At 56.5% G+C, this 15,641-nt stretch carries 11 protein-coding genes; 8 read left to right on the top strand and 3 right to left on the bottom strand.

Annotated features, from left to right (window positions below; genetic code table 11):
* Positions 1-42 precede the first annotated feature (42 nt).
* The 8 genes from aqpZ (at position 43) to ACOTX1_RS04170 (ending at position 10,145) form a co-directional block, all read left to right on the top strand.
* Positions 43-738: an aquaporin Z gene (gene aqpZ, locus ACOTX1_RS04135; protein ID WP_032634662.1), complete on the top strand. Its 696-nt coding sequence runs from the start codon at positions 43-45 to the stop codon at positions 736-738.
* 180 nt (positions 739-918) lie between these two features.
* A complete protein-coding gene (locus ACOTX1_RS04140) occupies positions 919-1,818 on the top strand; it encodes a lysine exporter LysO family protein (protein ID WP_023315735.1) in 900 nt (299 codons plus the stop codon).
* Positions 1,819-1,962: 144 nt separating this feature from the next.
* Positions 1,963-3,615 carry a hydroxylamine reductase gene (hcp, locus tag ACOTX1_RS04145; RefSeq protein WP_017384847.1) on the top strand — a complete coding sequence of 551 codons (1,653 nt, stop codon included), beginning with the start codon at positions 1,963-1,965 and terminating at the stop codon, positions 3,613-3,615.
* Positions 3,616-3,625: 10 nt separating this feature from the next.
* Positions 3,626-4,594 (top strand): NADH oxidoreductase, encoded by a 969-nt coding sequence (gene hcr / locus ACOTX1_RS04150; RefSeq protein ID WP_023315734.1) that lies wholly within the window; start codon positions 3,626-3,628, stop codon positions 4,592-4,594.
* A gap of 239 nt (positions 4,595-4,833) precedes the next feature.
* A complete protein-coding gene (gene poxB, locus ACOTX1_RS04155; RefSeq protein WP_017693711.1) occupies positions 4,834-6,552 on the top strand; it encodes a ubiquinone-dependent pyruvate dehydrogenase in 1,719 nt (572 codons plus the stop codon).
* 38 nt (positions 6,553-6,590) lie between these two features.
* A complete protein-coding gene (gene ltaE, locus ACOTX1_RS04160; RefSeq protein WP_023315733.1) occupies positions 6,591-7,592 on the top strand; it encodes a low-specificity L-threonine aldolase in 1,002 nt (333 codons plus the stop codon).
* A gap of 10 nt (positions 7,593-7,602) precedes the next feature.
* Positions 7,603-9,039, top strand: coding sequence for an SDR family oxidoreductase (locus ACOTX1_RS04165; protein WP_022650710.1), 1,437 nt, complete (start codon positions 7,603-7,605; stop codon positions 9,037-9,039).
* 92 nt (positions 9,040-9,131) lie between these two features.
* Positions 9,132-10,145 carry an NAD-dependent epimerase/dehydratase family protein gene (locus ACOTX1_RS04170; protein ID WP_017384852.1) on the top strand — a complete coding sequence of 338 codons (1,014 nt, stop codon included), beginning with the start codon at positions 9,132-9,134 and terminating at the stop codon, positions 10,143-10,145.
* A 145-nt stretch (positions 10,146-10,290) separates the two neighbouring features.
* Here the strand turns inward: ACOTX1_RS04170 and ACOTX1_RS04175 are convergent, their stop codons facing one another.
* From ACOTX1_RS04175 to ACOTX1_RS04185, 3 genes are all read right to left on the bottom strand, one after another.
* Complete coding sequence (locus ACOTX1_RS04175; protein WP_023315732.1) at positions 10,291-12,111, bottom strand: chitinase; 1,821 nt, start codon at positions 12,109-12,111, stop codon at positions 10,291-10,293.
* A gap of 134 nt (positions 12,112-12,245) precedes the next feature.
* Positions 12,246-12,686, bottom strand: a complete 441-nt coding sequence (iagB, locus tag ACOTX1_RS04180) for a type III secretion system invasion protein IagB (protein ID WP_022650708.1) — start codon at positions 12,684-12,686, stop codon at positions 12,246-12,248.
* A gap of 101 nt (positions 12,687-12,787) precedes the next feature.
* The gene (locus ACOTX1_RS04185; RefSeq protein ID WP_023315731.1) at positions 12,788-15,490 is read right to left on the bottom strand and encodes a glycosyl hydrolase family 18 protein; all 2,703 of its coding nucleotides are present in this window, start codon (positions 15,488-15,490) and stop codon (positions 12,788-12,790) included.
* Between the last annotated feature and the right edge of the window lie 151 nt (positions 15,491-15,641).

Here is a 15,641-nt window from a genome sequence, read left to right on the forward strand (position 1 = left end):
CGCGCGCAGGAATGGGCGCGGACGTTTATTATTGAGGTGGTTATGTTCAGAAAATTAGCGGCAGAATGCTTTGGCACATTCTGGCTGGTGTTTGGTGGCTGCGGTAGCGCAGTACTGGCAGCCGCATTTCCGGAATTAGGTATTGGATTTGTCGGCGTCGCGCTGGCATTCGGTTTAACCGTATTAACCATGGCATTCGCCGTGGGGCATATTTCCGGCGGTCATTTCAACCCGGCCGTCACATTAGGTTTATGGGCGGGCGGACGTTTCCCGGCGAAAGATATTATTGGCTATATTATTGCCCAGGTTATTGGCGGTATTATTGCCGCGGCGGTGCTGTACGTAATTGCCAGCGGAAAAGCCGGGTTTGACGCCGCGGCCAGCGGATTTGCGTCGAACGGCTTCGGCGAACACTCGCCAGGCGGCTACTCAATGCTGTCTGCTATCGTGATTGAAATTGTGCTCACCGCAGGTTTCCTGTTGGTGATCCACGGCGCAATGGACAAATACGCGCCTGCGGGCTTTGCCCCCATCGCTATTGGTCTGGCGCTGACGCTGATCCACCTCATCTCCATCCCGGTGACCAACACCTCCGTTAACCCGGCGCGCAGCACCGCGGTGGCTATTTTCCAGGGCGGCTGGGCGCTTGAACAGCTGTGGCTATTCTGGGTGATGCCAATTATCGGCGGTATTCTGGGCGGCGTGCTGTATCGCACCCTGCTGGAAAAACGCGATTAATGGTTTTCCCCCCTCTCCCTGTGGGAGAGGGCCGGGGTGAGGGCATCAGGCCGCACCACCCCAAATAGACAAGCCGGGTAAGGCGTAGCCGCCACCCGGCTTTTTTTGTAGCTTTACCTCACAGCCTTTATTGGGTAGTGTCTCTGGCGCTTAACTGATACTCAAAAGGACCGGCTGTTCATGTTCTCAGGACTCCTCATCATTCTTCTGCCCCTGATTGCGGGCTACCTTATTCCGCTGCGTCATGAATCGGCCTTAAAGCTTATTAATCGTTTTCTCAGCTGGATTGTTTACGTCATTCTGTTCTTTATGGGGATCAGCCTGGCCTTCCTGGATAATCTGGCGACGAACTTGCTTTCCATTCTGCATTATTCTGCGGTTACGGTAGTGGTTATTCTGCTGTGCAATATTGCCGCGCTGTTTTGGCTGGAACGCACTATTCCCTGGAAAAATCACCATCATCAGGAAAAGCTTCCCTCCCGTATTGCGATGGCGCTGGAATCATTAAAGCTGTGCGGCGTGGTGGTACTCGGTTTTATACTGGGTCTGACCGGCTGGGCATTTTTACAGCACGCAACGGAAGCCAGCGAATATACGCTTATTTTCCTGCTCTTCCTGATTGGTATTCAGCTGCGAAATAATGGCATGACGCTGAAACAGATTGTCCTTAACCGCCGGGGCATGATGGTTGCCGTTATCGTTGTGGCCAGCTCACTGGCGGGGGGAGTGATTAACGCCTTTATTCTCGATCTGCCGCTGAAAACCAGCCTGGCGATGGCGTCCGGTTTCGGCTGGTATTCGCTCTCCGGTATTCTGCTGACCGAATCGTTTGGTCCGGTGATCGGCAGCGCCGCCTTCTTTAACGATCTGGCGCGCGAGCTGTTAGCCATCATGCTGATCCCCGGCCTGGTAAGCCGCAGCCGCTCTACTGCGCTGGGCCTGTGCGGGGCCACCTCAATGGACTTTACCCTGCCGGTGTTACAGCGCTCGGGAGGGCTGGAGATGGTTCCTGCCGCCATCGTACACGGCTTTATTCTGAGCTTGCTGGTACCCATTCTGATGGCGTTCTTCTCAGCCTGATACTGCTTTGGCGGTAGTGAACCTGCCGCCAAAATTGCGCTAAATCAATAACCCTCCACTTAGTATAAGAAAGCACTTTTCTCTGCTGTGGCACAGGCATAACCTTAAACATGTATCTCAAATATAACTTTAACAGGTGTGATTATGTTTTGTGTGCAATGTGAACAAACCATCCGTACCCCAGCAGGCAACGGCTGCTCTTACGCGCAGGGTATGTGCGGCAAAACCGCAGAAACGTCCGATCTCCAGGATCTGCTGATTGCGGCGCTGCAAGGCTTGTCCGCCTGGGCCTTCAAAGCCCGTGAATATGGCATTGTCGATCACTATGTCGACAGCTTTGCGCCGCGCGCATTTTTCTCCACGCTGACCAACGTTAACTTCGATTCTCCACGCATTGTGGGCTATGCCCGCGAAGCGATTGCCCTGCGTGAAGCCCTGAAAGCGCAGTGCCTGAATGCCGACGCCAGCGCCCGCGTGGACAACCCGATGGCGGAGCTACAGCTGGTGAGCGACGACCTGGGCGAGCTACAGCGTCAGGCCGCAGAATTCACCCCAAATAAGGACAAAGCGGCAATTGGCGAGAACATCCTCGGCCTGCGCCTGCTGTGCCTGTACGGTCTGAAAGGTGCTGCGGCCTATATGGAGCACGCGCACGTACTCGGCCAGTACGATAACGCTATTTACGCCCAGTACCACAAAATCATGGCATGGCTGGGCACCTGGCCTTCCGACATGAACGCCCTGCTGGAATGCTCGATGGAAATCGGCCAGATGAACTTCAAAGTGATGAGTATTCTGGATGCCGGTGAAACCAGCACCTACGGCCACCCAACGCCAACGCAGGTCAACGTCAAAGCGACCGAAGGCAAATGCATCCTGATCTCCGGTCATGACCTGAAAGATCTCTACAACCTGCTGAAGCAGACCGAAGGCACCGGCGTTAACGTCTATACCCACGGCGAAATGCTGCCCGCGCACGGCTACCCGGAGCTGCGTAAATTTAAGCATCTGATCGGTAACTACGGCAGCGGCTGGCAGAACCAGCAGGTGGAGTTCGCCCGCTTCCCTGGCCCAATTGTTATGACCTCTAACTGCATCATCGACCCGACCGTCGGCGCGTATGACGACCGTATCTGGACCCGCAGCATCGTCGGCTGGCCGGGCGTGAGCCACCTTGAAGGCGACGATTTCGGTCCGGTTATCGCTCAGGCGCAGCAGATGGCAGGCTTCCCGTACAGCGAAATCCCGCACCTCATCACCGTCGGTTTTGGCCGTGAAACCCTGCTGGGTGCGGCGGATTCCCTGATTGACCTCGTCAGCCGTGAAAAACTGCGTCACATCTTCCTTATCGGCGGCTGTGACGGCGCGCGCGGGGAACGTAACTACTTCACCGATTTCGCCACCCGCGTACCGGAAGACTGCCTGATCCTGACCCTGGCCTGCGGTAAGTACCGTTTCAACAAGCTGGACTTCGGCAACATCGAAGGTCTGCCGCGCCTGGTGGATGCGGGTCAGTGTAACGATGCGTATTCAGCCATCATTCTGGCGGTCACGCTGGCAGAGAAACTGGGCTGCGGCGTGAACGACCTGCCGCTGTCGCTGGTGCTCTCCTGGTTCGAGCAGAAAGCGATCGTTATTCTGTTGACCCTGCTCTCTCTCGGCGTGACCAACATCGTCACCGGGCCGACTGCGCCAGGCTTCCTGACGCCGGACCTGCTGGCCATCCTGAACGAGAAATTTGGTCTGCGTTCCGTGACCAACGTTGAAGATGATATGAAGCAACTGCTGAGCGCGTAAGGAGTAACTCATGACCATGCCAACCTCACAATGTCCGTGGCGGATGCAGGTTCATCACATCCATCAGGAGACGCCGGATGTGTGGACGCTGTCGCTGCTGTGCCATGACTACTACCCGTACCGCCCAGGTCAGTATGCGCTGGTTAGCGTGCGTAATTCGGCGAATACCCTGCGCGCCTACACCCTCTCCTCCACGCCGGGCGTGAGCGAATACATTACGCTCACCGTCCGTCGTATTGATGACGGCGCAGGATCCGAGTGGCTGACCCGGGACGTGAAGCGCGGGGATTACATCTGGCTGTCTGACGCGCAGGGCGAGTTTACCTGTGACGACAAGACGGAAGATAAATTCCTGCTGCTGGCGGCAGGCTGTGGCGTGACGCCGATTATGTCGATGCGTCGCTGGCTGGCGAAATACCGTCCTCAGGCCGACGTGCAGGTGATTTTCAGCGTGCGTTCCCCGGAAGATGTGATTTTTGCCGAAGAATGGCGCAACTACCCGGTGACGCTGGTGGCTGAGCACAACGCGACGCACGGTTTTGTCGCGGGGCGCCTGAGCCGCGAGCTGCTGCAAAGCGTGCCGGATATTGCGAACCGTACCGTGATGACCTGCGGCCCGGCGCCTTACATGGAGATCGTGGAGAAAGAAGTGAAAGCGCTCGGCGTGACCCGCTTCTTCAAAGAGCAGTTCTTCACGCCTGTAGCGGCAGCGGCGACCAGCGGGATGAAGTTCACGAAGCTGCAACCGGCGCAGACTTTCTTTGGCCGCGTGGGCACCACGCTGCTTGAAGCGCTGGAAAGCAACAACGTGCCGGTAGCGGCGGCCTGTCGCGCCGGGGTGTGCGGTTGCTGTAAGACCAAAGTGATTTCCGGTGAGTACACGGTCACCAGCACCATGACGCTGACCGAAGCGGAAATTGCCGAGGGCTATGTGCTGGCATGTTCGTGCCATCCGCAGGGCGATCTTGTGCTCGCATAATCTGTCGTGGTTCACCTGTAGGCCCGGTAAGCGTCAGCGCCACCGGGCTTTTTGCCGGGTGGCACTACGTTTACCCGGCCTACGTTGTGTCTACTGCCTGTACGGCAGCCCGTTATTTGTTTGACTTTGCCAGGCGCGTCGCGCAGAAAAACCACCTGTAATTAAAGAGGACTGAGCAGCCAATACAGCGACTTTCTTCTAAGCTTGTAAGCGATATCACAAAAAGGAGAAGGACCACCATGAAACAAACCGTGGCTGCATACATAGCAAAAACCCTTGAGCAGGCTGGCGTAAAGCGTATCTGGGGCGTCACCGGCGACTCTCTGAACGGACTCAGCGATAGCCTTAACAAGATGAAGACCATTGAGTGGATGCCCACCCGCCATGAAGAGGTCGCCGCCTTTGCCGCCGGTGCCGAAGCGCAGCTTACGGGTGAACTCGCCGTCTGTGCGGGTTCCTGCGGACCAGGAAACCTGCACCTTATCAACGGTCTGTTCGACTGTCACCGCAACCATGTTCCGGTGCTGGCGATTGCGGCTCACATTCCGTCATCTGAAATCGGTAGCGGCTATTTTCAGGAGACGCATCCGCAGGAGCTGTTCCGTGAATGCAGCCACTATTGCGAGCTGGTCTCATCACCGGAGCAGATCCCACAGGTGCTGGCGATAGCCATGCGTAAGGCGATCCTGAATCGCGGGGTTTCGGTGGTTGTGCTGCCGGGGGACGTGGCGCTGAAGGCCGCACCTGAAACCGCCACCACCCACTGGTACTCTGCGCCACAGCCAACCATTACCCCTGCCGAAGAAGAGCTGAAAAAGCTGGCGCAACTGCTGCGATACTCCAGCAATATCGCCCTGATGTGCGGCAGCGGCTGCGCCGGTGCGCATAAAGAGCTGGTGGAATTTGCCGGCAAGCTCAAGGCGCCAGTGGTGCATGCCCTGCGCGGGAAAGAGCACGTTGAATACGATAACCCGTACGATGTCGGCATGACCGGGCTGATCGGTTTTTCCAGCGGCTTCCACACCATGATGAACGCCGACACGCTGATCCTGCTCGGCACTCAGTTCCCGTACCGCGCGTTCTACCCGACGGATGCCAAAATTATCCAGATCGACATTAATCCCGGCAGCATCGGTGCGCACAGCAAGGTGGATATGGCGCTTATCGGCGATATCAAATCCACCCTCGCCGCCCTGCTGCCGCTACTGGAAGAAAAAACGGACCGCAAATTCCTGGATAAAGCCCTGAGCGACTATCGCGATGCGCGTAAGGGGCTGGACGATCTCGCCAAACCGAGCGAAAAAGCGATCCACCCGCAGTATCTGGCGCAGCAGATCAGCCACTTCGCCGACGACGATGCCATCTTCACCTGCGACGTGGGAACGCCCACCGTCTGGGCAGCACGCTACCTGAAAATGAACGGCAAACGACGCCTGCTTGGGTCGTTCAACCATGGCTCAATGGCCAACGCCATGCCGCAGGCGCTGGGCGCAAAAGCGACGGCACCGGAACGTCAGGTGGTGGCGATGTGTGGCGACGGCGGGTTCAGTATGCTGATGGGGGATTTCCTGTCGGTAGCGCAGATGAAGCTTCCGCTGAAAATCGTGGTCTTTAACAACAGCGTGCTGGGCTTCGTGGCGATGGAGATGAAGGCCGGAGGCTACCTCACGGACGGCACCGAGCTGCACGACACCAACTTCGCCCGCATCGCCGAAGCCTGCGGTATCACCGGTATTCGGGTGGAGAAAGCCTCAGAGGTGGACGACGCCCTGCAACGCGCCTTCGCCATCGACGGCCCGGTGCTGGTGGATGTGGTGGTCGCCAAAGAAGAGCTGGCGATCCCGCCTCAAATCAAGCTGGAACAGGCCAAAGGATTTAGCCTCTACATGCTGCGCGCCATCATCAGCGGGCGCGGTGACGAGGTGATCGAACTGGCAAAAACCAACTGGCTCAGGTAAAACATCTGGCATCGCCTTTTTAAATATAAGGACATGCCATGATTGATTTACGCAGTGATACCGTTACCCGCCCGAGCCGCGCCATGCTCGAAGAGATGATGGCCGCCCCGGTCGGGGACGACGTCTACGGCGATGACCCGACGGTCAACGAACTCCAGAGCTATGCGGCCGAGCTGAGCGGTAAAGAGGCTGCTCTGTTCCTGCCCACCGGCACGCAGGCTAACCTGGTGGCGCTGCTCAGCCACTGCGAGCGCGGCGAGGAGTATATCGTCGGCCAGGGGGCGCATAACTACCTGTACGAAGCCGGCGGCGCGGCGGTGCTCGGCAGCATCCAGCCGCAGCCGATCGATGCTGCGCCGGACGGTACGCTGCCGCTGGACAAAGTCGCGGCGAAAATCAAAGCCGACGATATTCACTTCGCCCGCACTAAACTGCTGAGCCTCGAAAACACCCATAACGGTAAAGTCCTGCCGCGCGAATACCTGAAAGCGGCATGGGATTTTACCCGCGAGCGCAAGCTCGGCCTCCACGTTGACGGCGCACGTATCTTCAACGCCGTGGTGGAGTACGGCTGCGAGCTGAAAGCGATCACCCAATATTGCGACTCGTTCACCATTTGCCTCTCTAAAGGGCTGGGCACGCCGGTAGGTTCCCTGCTGGTTGGCAGCGCAGACTACATCAGACGCGCCAACCGGTGGCGCAAAATGACCGGCGGCGGGATGCGTCAGGCGGGTATTCTGGCGGCTGCCGGACTGTACGCCCTGAAAAATAACGTGTCACGCCTGAAAGACGATCACGACAATGCGGCGTGGATGGCAGCGCAGCTGCGTGAAATCGGCGCTGATGTCATGCGACACGACACCAACATGCTGTTTGTCCGCGTCGGCGATGAGCATGCTGCCGCGCTGGGCGACTTTATGAAAGCCCGAGGGGTGCTGATCAACGCCTCCCCGGTCGTGCGACTGGTGATGCATCTTGACGTTAACCGCGAGCAGTTGACCGAGGTGGTGAAACACTGGCAGGCGTTTTTACAGCGTTAAGGAGCATACCGTGCCGCAACGTATTCTGGTGCTCGGCGCCAGCGGGTATATCGGTCAGCATCTGACCACTGCGTTAAGCCAGCAGGGGCACCAGGTGCTGGCAGCGGCACGCAACACGGAACGCCTGCAAAAGCTACATTTGCCTGGCGTGACGTGTCACAACGTTGACCTTAACTGGCCGAAAGCGCTTCCTGCGCTGCTGGAAGGGGTCGATACGCTTTACTACCTTGTCCACAGCATGGGCGAAGGCGGCGATTTTATCGCCCACGAGCGTCAGGTGGCGATGAACGTTCGTGATGCGCTGCGGCAAACGCCGGTGAAGCAGGTGATTTTTTTAAGCTCACTCCAGGCGCCTGAGAACGAGCAGTCAGATCATCTGCGCGCCCGACAGCTGACGGCAGAAACGCTGCGAAGCGCCCGTATCCCCGTCACCGAACTGCGGGCAGGGATCATCGTCGGCGCGGGGTCCGCCGCATTCGAAGTGATGCGCGATATGGTCTACAACCTGCCTGTGCTGACGCCGCCGCGCTGGGTACGCTCGCGCACCACGCCCATTGCGCTGGAGAATTTACTCCACTATCTGGTGGCATTGCTGGATCACCCGGCGGAGCAGCATCGCGTGCTGGAGGCGGCAGGCCCGGAAGTGCTGAGCTATCAGGCGCAGTTCGAACATTTTATGCGGGTGAGCGGCCGCCGCCGCTGGCTGATCCCCATCCCCTTCCCGACCCGCTGGATTTCGGTGTGGTTTTTGAATGTGATCACCTCCGTGCCGCCGACGACTGCCAAAGCGCTTATACAGGGACTGAAGCACGATCTGCTGGCGGACGATCGTGAACTGCGTGCCTTGATCCCTCAGGAATTGATCCCCTTCGACGATGCCGTACGCAATACGCTGAAAGAAGAAGAGAAGCTGGTGAACTCCAGCGACTGGGGCTACGATGCGCAGGCGTTTGCCCGCTGGCGGCCCGAGTACGGCTATTATCCGAAACAGGCGGGCTGTACGGTCAAAACCACGGCCAGCCTTGCAGCGCTGTGGGAAGTTGTGAACCAGATTGGCGGCAAAGAGCGCTATTTCTTCGGCAATATTCTGTGGCAAACGCGCGGCGCGCTGGATCTGCTGGTCGGTCACCGGCTGGCAAAAGGGCGCCCTGCCCATCCCTGGCTGAAGGTGGGCGATACCGTCGACAGCTGGAAGGTGATTATCGTTGAGCCGGAAAAACAGCTGGCGCTGCTGTTTGGCATGAAGGCGCCGGGGCTGGGGCGGCTCTGCTTCACCCTGAAGGACAAGGGCGACCATCGTGAACTGGACGTTCGGGCATGGTGGCATCCGCACGGAATGCCGGGTCTGTTTTACTGGTTGCTGATGATCCCGGCACACCTGTTTATCTTCCGCGGAATGGCGAAACGGATTGCGCTACTGGCAGAAGAAAAGCGGGAAAATAACTAAATAAAACTCTTAATCTTTCACCTTTCCCATTGCAACACATCGTAATTCACGAAAGAATGCGCACGAAATTCTTTTCAACACAGTGGATTGTTATGAAGGTACTGGTTACCGGGGCGACCAGCGGCTTAGGCCGAAATGCGGTCGAGTTTCTGCGCAACAAAGGCATCAGCGTGAGGGCCACCGGTCGCAATGAGGCGATGGGTAAGCTCCTGCAAAAAATGGGCGCTGAATTTGTCCATGCCGATCTGACGGAGCTGGTCTCCTCTCAGGCCAAGGTGATGCTCGCCGGTATCGATACGCTGTGGCACTGCTCCAGTTTTACCTCCCCGTGGGGTACCCAGGAAGCCTTTGATCTCGCCAACGTGCGCGCCACGCGCCGTCTGGGTGAATGGGCCGTCGCCTGGGGCGTGCGTAACTTTATTCATATTTCCTCTCCGTCGCTCTATTTCGACTATCACCACCATCGTGATATTCAGGAAGATTTCCGCCCGGCGCGCTTTGCCTGTGAGTTTGCCCGCAGTAAAGCGGCGGGCGAAGAGGTGATCGACCTGCTGGCCCAGTCAAACCCGCACACCCGCTTTACCGTGCTGCGTCCGCAGAGCCTGTTTGGGCCGCACGACAAAGTCTTTATCCCGCGACTGGCCCAGATGATGCATCACTACGGCAGCGTGCTGTTACCGCGCGGCGGCGATGCGCTGGTGGACATGACCTATTACGAAAATGCCGTTCACGCCATGTGGCTGGCGAGCCAGCCGGAGTGCGATAAGCTGGTGTCGGGGCGCGCGTATAACATCACCAACGGCGAACCCTGTACCCTGCGCAGCATTGTGCAAAGGCTAATTGACGAATTAAAAATCGACTGCCGGATCCGTTCCGTTCCCTACCCAATGCTGGACATGATAGCCCGCAGCATGGAGCGTTTTGGCAGCAAATCGGCGAAAGAGCCTGCGCTGACGCATTACGGTGTGTCGAAGCTCAACTTTGATTTTACGCTGGATATTTCTCGGGCGGAGAACGAGCTGGGATATAAACCGATTGTCTCGCTGGATGAAGGGATAGTGCGTACGGCGGCGTGGTTACGGGATCACGGGAAGTTGCACCGGTAAGCGTTCCAGCCTCATGTAGGCCGGGTAAGCGCAGCGCCACCCTGCAAAAAACAGAGAGTGCGGACTGATGCCCTCACCCCGTCCCTCTCCCACAGGGAGAGGGTGCAGACACTAAAACGGCAACCCTGGGGGTTGCCGTTTGCTTTTACAGAGCCGTCCAGGCTTCAGCCCATGCCAGACCTGCGCCTGGTTCATAGTACGTTGGAGAGTTGTTACACCAGCCGCTGTACGGGAACGGTTTGCACTGGAACAGTTTACCGTGGTTGTTCACGATATCACCGGCGTTGTACTTGCTGTTCGCGCTCCATGCCGGGTAAGACGTATCTTCTCCGGATGGCGTTGCCGCTTTCGCTTTCACGTTCAGCAGGTAAGACGTGGTGCTGCTCAGCTCGCCATCGCTGACGGTCAGGCTCACTTCATACTGCTGCGCCGTCGCAGACTCTGGCGCTGTGAAGGTCACAACCGCTTTGTCCTGACCGGTAACAGTCTGACCATCCTGGGAACGCCAGGTATACGTCAGTTTGTTGCCATCAGGATCGGTAGAGCCTTCCGCACTCAGAGAAACCTGCGCACCTGCTTCCACTGCACCGATCGGACCGGCAATCTGCGCAACCGGCGCGTGGTTCACCACAACAGGTTCGACCGGGGTTTCATCCGGCGTTGGTGTTGGCGCTGGCGTTTCATCGCCAGATGGCGTCGGTGTTGGCGTGACCGGGGTTTCGTCCGGGGTAACGGAAGAACCATCATAGTTAACGATTTTCACGTTAAAGAACTTCTGCACGCACTTGCTGTAGTCACCTTCTTTAAAGGCGCTGAACGGAGTCTGGTAGCCCACCAGCTGGCAAGAGTAGGTTTTGCCGTCCGGGGTATCCGCGCTCCATCCCCAGTCCTGTTCCCAGTAAATCTTCAGGGCGCCTGCGCCACCTTCGTCGAACTGCTTCATGTTGGCGCAACCCAACACTTCATTCGCCGGAACAGGCACTTTCAGGTAGTTTGCAAACTCTTTGTAGTATTTGATACGGTTCTGAGACTGCGCAATTTCAGTCGGGCCGCCGCACTCAACGCCGCCGTTGATGATCTGGGTGGTCACACCAAAGCCCGGAACCAGACCGTTGGCTTTATCGTGGTCGTTCGGCTGCCATGTACCGTCGATCACCTGCAACATGCTTGGTTTTGGCGGCTGCGGATAGGCGAAGAAGAAGATCGCACTCGCCAGGTTCAACCAGGTGTCCGCCACCAGCTCAGGTTTGTCGAGCAGTGTACGCACGTCGCCGTACATCGCTTCAGAGAATGGACCGTAGTTGTAGTTGTAAGACAACTGTTTCGCACCGCGTCCGAAATAGCTCAGGAAATCGCCGTCTTTATCTTTACCGCAAGGCCAGGTCTGTCCTTGCCAGACGTCCGGGTTACATTCGCCGTTATAACCGCCCTTCTGCCCTTCGCTCCAGCCCATTTCACGTACGTGGACCAGCGCCTGACGCCATTCGGCTTCCGGACGCCAGCTTTCGTGGCCGCCAGTTTCCTGGGCAAAGTGGGCAAACATGGTGGCCAGCTCTTTGCGACAGATGGCGTCGCTGTCACGACCGTCATTATAGGTTTTACACAGCGCCGGGAATTTACCCACGGCTTTCAGGAAGTTGCTGTAGGTATAGGCCTGGGCGCGCAGCGGGAAGAGATATTCCCAGTCGCTGGCTTTCACAATCCCTTCAACGCGTTTAACGTTGTCCGGGTTCGCCGCCCGGCCTGGCTCAATCAGTTCGACCTGCGCGTTATCCAGCGTCTGGATGGTCTCTTTAACCGAAGCCATCAGCGGGAAGTCCGTCAGTTCCTTCTCTTTCTTCGCCAGATCGCTGGCTTTGATGGTGTACGGCTCACTGCTGGTCTCCTTCAGATTCGCAGCCTGGGCCATGAATGGCGCCACGCAGGCTCCCGCAATGAGTACACTCAGTAACGTCCTTTTGTTCATTTCAGTTTTCCTGTTCGTTTCAAATTAAATGTTAATATCCCGGCTTAGGTATTACTCCGTTAATACATAAACCACATTCAGCTGTTTTCACTTTTCGAAGAACACCTTCAGGAATTCTTCAAAAATAAAAAACGTTAATAACGTGCTGCTAATTTCAGTTGCTGATATTTGGCCCAGACCTTATGGGCATATTTCATCCTCTGCGGATAATTTTCTTTTTTCAGTCCGGCGTTATACGCGCCAACGGCTTCCCAGTTATAGCCATACACCCTGATCATCCCGGAAAGGATAGAAGCCCCGACCATGATCGAAGTACACGGCTCCGTGATTAATCGATATTCGTCGATGCCTCTGCTTTCCAGCGCGGTAAAATGCGAACTGTTGATTTGCATCAGCCCGACATCCCGCGTGCCATCACGGTTTTGCCCAACCGCATACGGATTCATACCGGATTCCACATTCGCTATCGCGTACAGTAAATAAGGATCGACATGATAATAATGCGCCGCTTTATCCCAACAATTTGCCAGTGCGCTTTGGCTTATTATCAATAACAACAAAATTAACTTTTTCATTTTTACCTGCTGACAGTTTCGGTTATTTCTCCTTACCAACATCCTGTAAAATGAATTTTGAATCACTCCCCCTCTAAAGGGGGAGTGATTAATGGGTTAGATTATTTGCAATCTGTTGATGCGCCTTCTTTTACCCATACGTCGCTGTTGGCTGGGTTATCACCACGGGTCCACCATTTCGCACGGTAAACGTTACCTTCATAGGTGGTAGTGTCGCCGCCGTTGTAGACCAGGTCAGAACGCCAGTTCATCTTCACGTTGCTCACCAGCTCCCATGCATCCACACCGAAGCCAGGCTGATTGCCCTGAGTCCAGTACTTCGCTTTCCACACCAGATGGTCGAAGCTTACGGTATCGCCACCGTTGTAGATTTTGCTGGATTCCCACGCCGCGTATTTGCTGGCGTTAGCATCCACAGGTGCATCGCAGCTTCCTTTGTCAGACGGAGGAGTCACATCATCAGCCGGAGGGGTAACGTCATCCGCCGGGTTAGTGTCTTCGTCAGCAGGTACCGGTGCAGGCGCCGCTTTCGGATTCACGGTAACCTGGACGTTAGACTGCACGCTGGTCTTACCGTCGCTCACTACCACGCTCAGGGTGTAGGTAGACGTCGAGCTCACTTCCGGCGCCGTGATATTCACGTTCGCGGAGTCAGTTCCGGTGGCGTGCATATCTGCTGGTACGCTCCAGGCGTAGGTCAGCGCATCACCGTCTGGGTCCGCAGCCTGGGCATGCAGCGCATAGGTTTCACCAGATTCAAGCGTGATCGCTTCCATTGGGTTTAAAACCGGTGCCTGGTTAGCTTTCGGCGCCTTGTTCACCACCTGGACATCAATCGCGTTGCTCAGGCCTTTTGCATCGGTCACCGTCAGGCGGAACGTCATGGTCTGGTCGGTGGTCGCTGCCGCAACATTGAAGGTCGCTTTCGCTTTGGTGCTGTTGTTGATGGTGACAGACGGACCAGAGACCTGAGTCCATTTGTAGGTAATCGCATCGCCATCAGGATCGCTGGAAGCAGAGCCATCGAGCGTGACGGTTGCCGGGCCAGACACGTTCTGATCGGCAGAGGACGCGATTGGCGCGTGGTTGGTGACCACCGGATCAACTGGAGTCGAGTCGCCGCCCAGCAGGCTTTCGTTCATCGCATTCAGAATGTCGCCGGTATCAGAGTCGATAGACCACGCGAACAGACCGCCCAGTTTATTGGCCAGAACATACTTGCCTTTCGCCGTGGTTGAACGCGCATCTTCATACGAGATCAGGTCGCCGGTGGATTTGTTGAAGACGTAAGGGGCTTCAGCGGTCGTGTCGTAGCCGTATTCCCAGCCCGGTTTGCCTTTGTATTCGTTCACGATCTGACGATAGTCAACCACGCCCGGTTCCCAGGTGCCTTTCACCATGCCGGTTGCCGTACCGGTGAATGGATTGTCACCGGTGTAGCCATGCACGCCGGTCCAGCCGCGGCCATACATGCCCGCACCCACCACGATCTTGCCTGGCTGTACACCCTGCGCAAGCAGCGCGTTAACGCCATTTTCAGTGGTGTAATCAGTGTCCGGACGCCATGCTGGCGCACGCAGCGCAGCCTGGTGGCCGAGAACGGTGTTGCTCCAGCCGCCGTAGAAGTCGTAGCTCATCAGGAAGATGTGGTCGAGATACTGCTGAGCCGTGGTGTAATCCACGTCTTCGATCTTATCGCGGCCTGCACCGATGGCGCTGGTCAGTTCATAGGTACGGCCCGTCTGTGCAGACAGCTCGTTCAGCATGGTGCGCAGGTCGTGCATCAGTGCGGTATAGGTCGCTTTATCCTGCTGCGGGTTACCCAGGTTTTCGGTTACACCGCCACCGCCCGGGAATTCCCAGTCGATATCCACGCCGTCAAAGAATTTCCACGTCTGGAGGAAATCTTTCACAGAAGAGACAAAGCGTGCTCGGATAGCCGGGTCGCCCATGTGGAAGAACGGATCGGAAAGCGTCCAGCCGCCGATAGATGGCAGCACTTTCAGGCCTGGATGCGCTTTTTTCAGCGCCATCAGCTGGCCAAAGTTACCTTTGTACGGATCATCCCAGTTGGAGACGCCAGCCTGTGGTTTTTGCAGCGCAGCCCATGGGTCGTGGATCGCCACGGTAAAGTCAGGACGGCCCTTACAGTCGTTCTGAAGCACGCGGAAGCTGTTACCACCTTCAATGGTTTTCAGGCCGTCGTTGATGCCGTCACCGCCACAGATTGGAATGAAGCCGTACAGAATGTGGTTGAGGTTTGCCGCAGGGATCTTATCAACCGGGAAGTTACGGTCGTAAACGCCCCATTCCGGGAAGTAGGCCGCAACCACTTTATCGGTATGCTTCGCGAACGCTTTGTTGTTCTCCTGGAGAGACGTATTCAGCGGCAGCAGGTGGCTACCGTCGGTGTCAGCCACAATAATCAGCTTACTGGCGCTTTTCGCACAGCCGCTGGCATTACAGACTTCAACCTGTTCCTGATAACGCCCGCCTTTTTTCACTTTAAACGTTGCAGAGCCCGTCGCACCGGCTGCGCCGGTCCATACGGTCTGTCCGTCCAGCAGAACTTTCGCAGAAGTTGGCGCATCACCACTCCAGACGTTCCACTCAACTTTTACATCCACGCCATCGTTATGCACTTTGACAAGATTGTTATAATCCTGTGCAGCCTGATCCACTTCCACCAGGGCAAATTTGTCATTGCCATAGCCGATCGTCGGTGCACCTGGCGCTGCTGCAAATGCGGCGCTGGTTGCCGCCGCAATAAAGAGCGCCAGATATTTTGGCTTCATAAATTTCATTTTTATTTCCTGATAAATTTATTTATAACGTAGTAACCCATGTCTTCCGTGAGATCATGGATGCGTTTCGCGTAATGCGTATTTAACCAACGTGAGTGCCGTGAACAAAAAATTGTTGCTGCGTTGTATTCCTCCATTAAAAGATACAAGC

It is taken from the genome of Enterobacter cloacae complex sp. IR5401 (assembly GCF_049238425.1).
Taxonomy (GTDB): domain Bacteria; phylum Pseudomonadota; class Gammaproteobacteria; order Enterobacterales; family Enterobacteriaceae; genus Enterobacter; species Enterobacter hormaechei_C.

Bases quoted from the DNA above. Each gene is read 5' to 3' on its own strand.
- aqpZ (WP_032634662.1), top strand. From the start codon at position 43: ATGTTCAGAAAATTAGCGGCAGAATGCTTTGGCACATTCTGGCTGGTG.
- ACOTX1_RS04140 (WP_023315735.1), top strand. From the start codon at position 919: ATGTTCTCAGGACTCCTCATCATTCTTCTGCCCCTGATTGCGGGCTAC.
- hcp (WP_017384847.1), top strand. From the start codon at position 1,963: ATGTTTTGTGTGCAATGTGAACAAACCATCCGTACCCCAGCAGGCAAC.
- hcr (WP_023315734.1), top strand. From the start codon at position 3,626: ATGACCATGCCAACCTCACAATGTCCGTGGCGGATGCAGGTTCATCAC.
- poxB (WP_017693711.1), top strand. From the start codon at position 4,834: ATGAAACAAACCGTGGCTGCATACATAGCAAAAACCCTTGAGCAGGCT.
- ltaE (WP_023315733.1), top strand. From the start codon at position 6,591: ATGATTGATTTACGCAGTGATACCGTTACCCGCCCGAGCCGCGCCATG.
- ACOTX1_RS04170 (WP_017384852.1), top strand. From the start codon at position 9,132: ATGAAGGTACTGGTTACCGGGGCGACCAGCGGCTTAGGCCGAAATGCG.
- ACOTX1_RS04175 (WP_023315732.1), bottom strand. From the start codon at position 12,111: ATGAACAAAAGGACGTTACTGAGTGTACTCATTGCGGGAGCCTGCGTG.
- iagB (WP_022650708.1), bottom strand. From the start codon at position 12,686: ATGAAAAAGTTAATTTTGTTGTTATTGATAATAAGCCAAAGCGCACTG.
- ACOTX1_RS04185 (WP_023315731.1), bottom strand. From the start codon at position 15,490: ATGAAATTTATGAAGCCAAAATATCTGGCGCTCTTTATTGCGGCGGCA.